This is a genomic window from Kitasatospora sp. NPDC048545 (genome assembly GCF_040651155.1).
In the GTDB taxonomy this organism is placed as follows: Bacteria; Actinomycetota; Actinomycetes; order Streptomycetales; family Streptomycetaceae; genus Kitasatospora.
Map to the genome: position 1 here is coordinate 1 of NZ_JBEZIQ010000117.1, position 8,036 is coordinate 8,036.

The following is an 8,036-nucleotide window of genomic DNA, read 5'->3' on the forward strand; positions in this document are numbered from 1 at the left end:
GGCCGTCTTGTCGAAGGCGATGATGAAGCTGCGCTCGCCCACGTCGTGCTGGGAGATGAGCTGAAAGTCCTTCTCCCAGGGGTAGTTGTATGCATGACCGGGGGACTCGTCGGAGGGCTTGAGGCCGTCGAGGCGGAAGTCGAGGGTGTTCATGCGGCGAGTCCCAGCTGGTCGGGCGTGGTCAGGACGCGGTGGGCCAGCCGGGACGGGCTGGTGGTGCACGCGGCGAACGGGCCGTCCGGGGCACGGAGCTGGAGCAGGGCGTGGTCCAGGTGGTCGCGGTGCCACGTCGAGGGGCCGCCCTGGCCGGCCTCGGCGGCGGTCAGCTGCTGCCATGCGAGCCACAGCGCGTGGAGGCGGGCGACGGCCTCCGGGTGTTCGTGCCACTTCGCGCACCAGGGGCGGGTGGAGCCGATCTCCCGGCCGTAGACGGGCAGCAGGAGGTGAGTGACCCAGGCCGAGAGCTCGGCCAGCTCGGCGGTGTACTGGGCGCCGCCCATGGCGAGGATGAACAGAGGAAGAGCGGTGGCGGGTTCGGCCCCGGCCCCGGGGTCCGGCCCGGTTGGGCCGGACCCGGTCTCGTCGTCGGCTTCGGAGCCGAGGCGGTCGAGGATGACGCCGTGCTGGCGGACCTCGGCCATGGTGCGGTTCAGGGCGCTGACGAGGTCGTCGAGGTCCTCGTCGGGGATGCGGATCGGCTCGGGCTCGGGGGCGCCCGGCATCGGGTCGGACTCGGACATGGCACATCCAGGAGGTTCGTACGGACGGGGAGGGCGGGCGTGGCGGGTCTTCTTCTGGTCACAGCGGGGCTCCGGTGAAGCGCTCGTCGGGGGAGATGGTCCGCAGGATCGGCGGTTTAATCCGGCCGTCGATTCGTGCTAGGCGCAGGCCAGTTGGGTGCCGTGGTCCTGGATGAGACGCAGGCCGAGGGCGACGGCGTCGGTGAGGGTGTCAGTGAGCGGGTGGCCGGCAGCGGCGAGCTTGGCGGGGTGGTGCAGGCCGCCGGTGTGCAGCACCGCGTACGCGCCGCAAGCGTGGGCGGCCTCGGCGTCGTCGACGGCGTCACCGACCAGCAGCACCCGGTGCGCCTGGCCGGTGAGGCCGAGGGCTTCGAGGTGGGCGGCGAGCGGGGCGGCCTTGGTGCCGCCGGAGGGCCCGGTGCGGCCCTCGAACCGGGTGAAGAAGTGCCCGATGCCGGCCTCCTGGACCTCGCGCAGCAGGGTGTCGTGCGGGCACAGCGACAGCAGCGACTGGGTGTGCCCGGCCTCGCGCAGGGCGGCCATCAGCTCGACGGCGCCCTCGCGCACGCGCACCGGCTGGGAACGCAGGTGCTCCAGGAAGGCGTTGTCGCTGGAGACCCACTCCTGCTCGGTGATCGTGCGGCCGAGCAGGCGGGCGTAGAAGTTCGGGATCGGCACGGTGTGCTTGGCCCGGTACGTTTCGCGGTCGACCGGCTCGCCGCCGAGGGCGGGCAGGGTCGCGTTCAGCGCGTCGACGTGGTCGTCGAGGTCGTCCTTGACCGTCCCGTTCCAGTCCCACACCACGTGCATGCGGGTGGAGGGGGTTGCGGCGTCGAAGAAGGGGGTGTTCACGGCGGTGTCCTTTGGGGGCGTGGAGGGTCAGGCGGAGAGGTGGTCGTTGAAGCGGTGCAGTAGCCACAGCGCGAAGGCGGCCCCGGCGAGCGGGACGGCGGCGACAAGCAGCGGCCCGGCGGTGGCGGCGAGGGAGACGAGGGCGGTGCCGGCGGCCTGGCCGACGCCGATGCAGGCGATCAGCCAGGCGAACGCCTCCGTGCTCTCGCCGTACGGGGCGAGGCGGTCGACGGTGAGGAAAGCGGCGGTCAGCAGCGGCGCGAGGAAGGTGCCGGGCAGGACGGCGCCCAGGACGGCGACGGCGGGCGCGGGGTCGGGCAGCAGCGGCAGCCATCCGGCGGCAAAGCCGATGGAGGCGGCGACCAGGTGCCGGGTGGGGGTGCCGGGCCAGGCGTGTCGGCCGTAGGCGAGACCGCCGAGCATGCTGCCCAGCGACAGCGCGGCCGGCATCACCCCGGCCAGCCACCCGGCATGGTGGCGCTCAGCGGCCGACAGGGCCAGGACGTTGACGGCGCCGAGCGCGACACCGGCGCCGATCAGCGCGGCGAACAGCACCCGAAGGCCCGGAATCCGTAGCGGACCTGCCCAGTGCATGGCCTCGACGAACTCCGCAGGCAGCCAGGTACGGGAGGGGCGGGCGGTGACGACCAGGCCGGTGCCCAGCATGCCGAGCGCCGCGGTCGCCACCAGCGCGCTCACCGCTCCGGCGCCGGCCGCGAAGCCGGTGGCCAGCAGGGGACCTGCGACGAAGACTAGGCCCTGGCTGGAGGAGTCCAGGGCGAGGGCGGTGCGCTGGCGCCCGGCGTCAGGCAGAAGATGCGGCCACAGGGCGCGAAGGCCGGCCTCCAGCGGCGGCGTCGAAAGCCCCGCCGCCAGCACGGTGAGCGCGGCGAATATTGGGTGACGCGCCGGGCCGGTGCACGGCAGCGCCAGGAACGCCGCAGTGGCGACGAGCGTGGCGGGGAGGAGGACCTGGGCCTGGCCGTGGCGGTTGACCAAGCGCCCGAGCAGCGGCTGCCCGAGCGCGGAGGCGAGGCCGTACAGGGCGCCGAGCAGCCCGGCCAGGGCGAGCGGGCCGTGCTCGGCGCGCACCAGCAGCAGGATCGCGATCGGCGCCATGCCGGTGGGCAGGCGGCCGATCAGGGTGCCGCCCAGCAGGCGGGTGACGTGCGGCGCACCCAGGACAGCGCGATATCCGCTGTCCTGGGCTGGGCCGCGGTCGGTGGTGGTGCTCAAGGAGGAAGTCCTTCGGTCGTACGGGCCGGCGGCGCGCGGGCGCGCCGGACCAGGGCATGCGCAGGCATGACAGCCCCTTGGGGTCGATGCGGCTGCGGGGAGAAGAGTCCGCCGATTCCGGGATTTGGTACGGCCGGGAGAACGAGGTAGAAGCCCGTCATCCGGTGCGGCAGCGCGGGCAGCGCGCGAAGAGTGGAGCCAGCTCCAGTGCCCTGGCGGCTTCTTGGGGGCTGAGGCCGTTGCCGAGGGGGGTGTGCTGGGCGGGCCGGCCGGGGCCCGGCGTGGCAGTCACCCAGCCCGGCTCCAGCTTGCACCCACTCCACGGCCTCCGCGCGAAGCCGGTCGCCCGCGTCCGGGGGTGGCGCGGGCCGGGTGAGCATCTCTCAGCGGGCGAGGGCGGGGCATTTTGGCACCACCCGGGGGCGTCGGGGGGCGACCAGAGCGGAAGCACCACTGCTGACAGCGGCGGACGCCAGCCTTTGCCCGGCCACCGACCCGGGGTGCCGGCTTCGCTTGCCCTCGGGGCGGCAGTAGGGACGCCGCCGCGGACGGCAGGGCCAGGTCGCCGTTCCCGTGCTGCTTGTTCGGCGACCCCTTCGTTCCGTCGCTCGCCTTCGGCGTCGGCAGCAGCCAGTCCACCTCGTCGACCAGGTTCGGCCCGTGGCCGCCGCTCTTGCGCTTCGCCGGGTGCTGGCTGCCGCAGTTCCTTACCTGTAGGGCCTCGGGTTCCGTGGCACAGTCTCGGGCTCGATGGCACAAAGCTGGCACTTGTGCCGCCGTCGTGAGACTGGCAGATCAGGACCATCACTCTCTTTCAGGTGACGTCGATCCTGCCCTGGCGGTGTGCGTCGCGCTGTCTACCTTTTGGAGACGGCGAGGAAGGCGGCGATCACTCCCGCGATCGTGACGACGACCGTCACGCCGGCGACCGCGACTGTGAGCGGGGTCGCGAGCCAGGGGTGCGCGAGCGTCACGTAGAGCAGACCGGCTCCGACGATGAGGACGACGAGGACGAAGAGCAGGATCAGGAGAGGGAGCAGGGCCGCGGCAGCCGGGCCTGTGGGAGCCGGGTAGGTCTGCTGGGGCAGGGCGGAAGGCGTCTGGGTAGAGCTGAAGTTCGTCATGGCACGAGCATCGTTGCGATCGCCGGGCGATCCTGCCCGACAAAATCGGGGATGTTTCTCCGGACGACCGCGACGTGCCGAATGCCGGCTTGCGAGATAGTGGCTGTATGGCATTCGGGATGGGGTCCGGTGAGATCGAGATGGACCTCACCGAGACTGGCGTCACCCTGCGGAATCTCTACGGGTGGCCGGGCTGGGTGATCGAGGTCGACATCGACTGGTCGACCTGGAGCTCGCGCACAGTCCGGGACGCCTCGCCCCCTCGAACCCGGAGCAACGCCCGGCGACCGACCGACGACCCCGAACTGGTCCGGCGCATAAGAAAGGCAGCTGAGGCAGCCAGGGAACTCCCCCGCAGCTCGATTTGGGTGGTCTCCCTGGCCCTTCCCACGCCGCACAAGAAGAAGATGGACGGCGTGCAGTTGCGGGCCGCCACCATCGCCACGATGTACAACTACGCGCTCAAGCTTGGCCTCTCGCCGAAGCGCGCCATCTCGGAGGTCTATGACCTCCCTCTGGTGGAAGCCGAGGGTGAGCGCGCGCAGCCCTCCCGCAAATTCGAGCGCTGGATCGAGCAGGCCCGTAAGACCATCAACCCAGAAACCGGCAGGCCGTACCTCCAGCCCTATGACAGCGAGCTCCACGCTCCTAGGTTGTGGCCGATCGGCCGCGGACACCCACTGGAGCCGCGCCGCGCAAGGCCAGCGGTTCCCGAGCCGGTCCGAGAGGGACAGTACGCTGGCCACGTCCTGACCTTGAGGGTGTCGAGAACGGCGCCGCCGGACTGGGCAGCCCAAGAGGCCCGGGAACGAGGATCCCGGATGATCGGCCCGGACTTGGTCATCGAGGGGTCCTGGTCCAATGGCAAGGAATCGCCGCCACTTCCCGTGCTGCGGGGCGTCAGCCCGGGGGAGACCCCCCGCCGGGTGCAGAGCCTGGTCAAGGAGCTAGAGGGCCGCTATCCCGGGGCGAAAGTCACGGCTACGGTCAGCGCCCAGGCGGTGGGGCAGCTCCCCGGAGCGGACTGATCGCGGCGTCGGACCGGATCCCCAGTCGTACCCCTGGAAGGTTCTGTGAAAGGGCGTGTACGTGCGATTGCGGGCGCGAGCAGGGCGTCGCTGAGTACGGCGCGGTGGTGGACGCGGGCCTGGTCGGGTTCCAGGGCGGCGGTTTCGTTGACGTCGCCGGCGCAGGAGAGGACGTACCGCTGCGGGCTCGCGAGGGCGGCCAGGACGTCGGAGGCCGCTTCGGGGGCGGACAGGCGGCTGGTCGGGTTCAGGTGGGTCAGGTGCCGGGCGGCGTCGGCGAACTGGTCGGCGCGCGCGTGGAGCTGCTCACATTCGCACCGGGCGAGGGTGAAGTCCATAGTGGCTGGGCTCCCGTGGTGGAGGGGACGGGGGATCGGTTCAGCGCGAGCGGGCGGGGGTTCGCTGGGCCGTTGCGGCGACGGGCGGGGCGGTCCTTGGGGCGGGCGGTGGCTGGGGGCTTCGGGAGAGTGCCGCGCGTACCCGGGCCTCAGGGTCCGAGCGCCCTGCCGGGGCGGCCTTCCCTGCTGCGGGGGAGAGGAGTTGGTTGGCCGTGTGCCAGCGGGCGCGTACCTCGTCGAGCGGGCCGAGGGCGTGCAGCGCCTGGCCGATGAGGCGGCCGGGCGCCATGGCCGAGCCCTCAGCGAGTGCTTTGATCGCGGCAGCGGCTCCGGCGGCGGTGCGGACGACGGAGGAGCGGATGACCTGGTCGCCCAGCCATTCGGCCGAACCCGCCCCCGGTCCGCCGAAGAGCGCGTCGAGCTGTTCGCGCGAGATCGTGCCATCGGCCAGCAGGCCGCGTCGCTGGACCTCCCACAGGGCGGTCACCTCGTCGATCGGCTCGCCCCGATGGTGGAGGGCGCCGAGGCAGCGGTAGACCTGGCCGTGGCCGGCGTCGGCGAAGTCACCGGGCCGCAGCCAGTCGTAGACCTCGGCCATCGCCGCCGGCTGGCTGACGAGGACGGCCAGGAGGAACCGCTCGTCCTCGGCCTCCTCGGGCCCGACCGGCGAGGGAGGAGCGGTCGGGCCCGTTGCGGGCGGCGGGATGGGCCGGGGCTCGGCGCCCCAGCGCCGGGCGAGGTCGCCGAGCACACCGGTGAGGACGTCGGCGTGGTGCAGGACACCCTCGACCTCTTGTGCTTCGGCGTCGATCCGGGCGACGTGCTCCAGGCGGACGGCGTGCTCCAGAACCGTGCGATGGATGGATCCTTCGAGGACCATCCGGCCGTACACCGGGGCGTTCTGCGGGCGCGGGCACGCGGCGATCAGCGTGTGCGCGTACGAGGCGCTCAGCCCGCGCACCTCGCGGCCGGCCTCGGCGAGGGTGTCGGTCACCCACGACAGCGGCACCGTGCCGTCAGCTTCCCGGACGGGCCGCCGCTCGGTGCTCAGGGTCCGCATCGCGGTGAACAGGGCGCGGTGGGCCGGGCGGTAGAAGTCGGCGGGCGTCAGCCAGGCCAGCGTGTCGAACTGGGCCGGGTCGAGCAGGACCGCGCCGAGAAGGGCTTGCTCGCCCTTGAACAGCGCGTCCATCACCGCTTCCCCTTCCGCTTCTTCGGGGCGGCTCCCTGGTCGTCCCGCAGCCGGGCGACCTCGCGGTCGGCGGCGGCCATCGCGGTGGCGAAGCGGTCAAGCTCACCGGTGAAGACAGGGTCGGTGGCCAGGATCGAGCCGGTGTCGGTGATCAGCCACCACTGGCCGCCCCGCCGGACGACCGGCGCTCCGGCCAGCAGAAGCGAACGGCGGCGGTCTGCAGGGGAGTTGGTGTCGAACACGAAGACCTTCCAGGAATCGATCGGTGGTTCAGCGGCTGCGGCGGGCGGTTACCGGGCCAGCCACCGTGACGGCATCGGCCGGAACTGGCGGCGTCGCGGCGCTCGGCGGCCAGGAGCAGCGGTGCGCTGCTCTGAACCCCCTGCGCCAGGGAGATAACTCTCAGGGCGGTGGAGGTCGTTGTGGTTGCGGACGGGGCCTTGGCGTGGGCGGGTGGGCGTGGCATACCCGGTTGGAGCAGAGGAGGGGAAGTGGCCGTGGCGGCGTTGGCCGAGGAAGGGCGGACTCCTGGTCGGCGCCGCCGGGTGGGGCGGTCAGGCGGAGAGGGTGAAGTCGTCGCGACCGGTGGTGCTCTTGGCGAGGGCGCGCTCGGTGATGGCCTGGGTGGCGCGGGCGGAGGCCGGGCCGATCTCCTCGGCGGAGCGCTCCTTGTACCAGGGCTTGATGTTGAGCATCGCCACCCGCATGCCGGTCGCGAAGAGCAGGATCTTGCCCTTGGGCAGGGCGCGGATCTCGTCGGGCGGCAGGATGCGCTCGGTGCGCATCGACACCGACATCGACTTGCCGCTGCCGGAGTCGGACACGGAGACGGTCTGCACGTCGTGCTCGCCGATCTGCCGCGACAGCTTGTCCGCGAAGTCGGCGTCGTCGATACCCGAGCCGATGACCTTGACGGTCGCCGCGGACCACAGCGCGTCCATTCCGGCTTCTCCCCAGCAGCGCTGACCCTGCCGGTAGCTCTGCAGGATGGTGATCGGGATGACGCCCCGGCTGCCGAGGTGGGAGTACAGGTCCGGCAGGTCGCTGATGCGGCAGACGTTCGCGGCCTCGTCGAGGACGCAGAGCGCGGGCGGGTCGAGCCGGCCGCCGGATCGTTCGGCGACGATGACGGCCGCGCGCATCACCGCGTCGGTCGCAGCGGCGATGATCGCCGATGCGCTGCCGCCGCCGTCCTTGCTGAGCAGGAACAGCGTGTCGCGGGAGGAGGCGAAGTCGAACGGCTTGAACTCCGCAAGGTCGGGCGTGGGGGTGACCCAGGCGGCGATGTCCGGGTCGAGCAGGCAGCTCGCGTACTGGCGCGCCGTCTCGTAGATGCCATCCCTGGTCTCGGTGGCGCCGGTGACGGTGCCCTGGAGCTGGGCGGCGACCGCGTGGTGGCCGGCGTCGGTGAGCAGGTCTACGGGGGTGCGATCGGAGGGGGAGGCGAGCCAGGCCAGCACGTCGGTGATCGGGCGGCGGTGGCTCGCCGCCGCCAGGAAGAGAGACCCGAGGGTGTTGCTCGCCGC

At 72.2% G+C, this 8,036-nt stretch carries 8 protein-coding genes; 1 reads left to right on the plus strand and 7 read right to left on the minus strand.

Going from position 1 to position 8,036, the window contains the following annotated elements; all coding sequences use genetic code 11:
• Positions 1-149: 149 nt before the first annotated feature.
• The 4 genes from AB0D10_RS45400 to AB0D10_RS45415 form a co-directional block, all read right to left on the minus strand.
• Entirely contained in the window at positions 150-740 is a 591-nt protein-coding gene (locus AB0D10_RS45400) for a DUF4913 domain-containing protein (RefSeq protein WP_360268712.1), read from the minus strand.
• A 138-nt stretch (positions 741-878) separates the two neighbouring features.
• Positions 879-1,592 carry an HAD family hydrolase gene (locus AB0D10_RS45405; RefSeq protein ID WP_360268715.1) on the minus strand — a complete coding sequence of 238 codons (714 nt, stop codon included), beginning with the start codon at positions 1,590-1,592 and terminating at the stop codon, positions 879-881.
• A gap of 27 nt (positions 1,593-1,619) precedes the next feature.
• Positions 1,620-2,828 carry an MFS transporter gene (locus tag AB0D10_RS45410; protein ID WP_360268718.1) on the minus strand — a complete coding sequence of 403 codons (1,209 nt, stop codon included), beginning with the start codon at positions 2,826-2,828 and terminating at the stop codon, positions 1,620-1,622.
• Between the two features lie 857 nt (positions 2,829-3,685).
• A complete protein-coding gene (locus AB0D10_RS45415) occupies positions 3,686-3,952 on the minus strand; it encodes a hypothetical protein (RefSeq protein WP_360268720.1) in 267 nt (88 codons plus the stop codon).
• A gap of 107 nt (positions 3,953-4,059) precedes the next feature.
• Between AB0D10_RS45415 and AB0D10_RS45420 the strand changes: the two genes are divergently transcribed.
• The gene (locus AB0D10_RS45420) at positions 4,060-4,980 is read left to right on the plus strand and encodes a hypothetical protein (RefSeq protein ID WP_360268723.1); all 921 of its coding nucleotides are present in this window, start codon (positions 4,060-4,062) and stop codon (positions 4,978-4,980) included.
• A 378-nt stretch (positions 4,981-5,358) separates the two neighbouring features.
• On the opposite strand, the gene AB0D10_RS45425 is transcribed toward AB0D10_RS45420, so the two are convergent.
• The 3 genes from AB0D10_RS45425 to AB0D10_RS45435 all read right to left on the minus strand — a co-directional run.
• Positions 5,359-6,510, minus strand: coding sequence for a DnaB-like helicase N-terminal domain-containing protein (locus tag AB0D10_RS45425; RefSeq protein WP_360268726.1), 1,152 nt, complete (start codon positions 6,508-6,510; stop codon positions 5,359-5,361).
• On the minus strand, positions 6,510-6,752 hold the full coding sequence (locus AB0D10_RS45430; protein ID WP_360268729.1) for a hypothetical protein: 243 nt from the start codon (positions 6,750-6,752) through the stop codon (positions 6,510-6,512). The genes AB0D10_RS45425 and AB0D10_RS45430 overlap by 1 nt, the downstream gene beginning before the upstream one ends.
• Positions 6,753-7,064: 312 nt before the next feature.
• Positions 7,065-8,036: TraM recognition domain-containing protein (locus AB0D10_RS45435; protein ID WP_360268732.1), on the minus strand; the 972-nt coding region annotated here is incomplete at its 5' end.

What these genes read in the sequence shown, in the direction of transcription:
- AB0D10_RS45400 (WP_360268712.1), bottom strand. Translation starts at nt 740, where the DNA reads ATGTCCGAGTCCGACCCGATGCCGGGCGCCCCCGAGCCCGAGCCGATC.
- AB0D10_RS45415 (WP_360268720.1), bottom strand. Translation starts at nt 3,952, where the DNA reads ATGACGAACTTCAGCTCTACCCAGACGCCTTCCGCCCTGCCCCAGCAG.
- AB0D10_RS45420 (WP_360268723.1), top strand. Translation starts at nt 4,060, where the DNA reads ATGGCATTCGGGATGGGGTCCGGTGAGATCGAGATGGACCTCACCGAG.
- AB0D10_RS45425 (WP_360268726.1), bottom strand. Translation starts at nt 6,510, where the DNA reads ATGGACGCGCTGTTCAAGGGCGAGCAAGCCCTTCTCGGCGCGGTCCTG.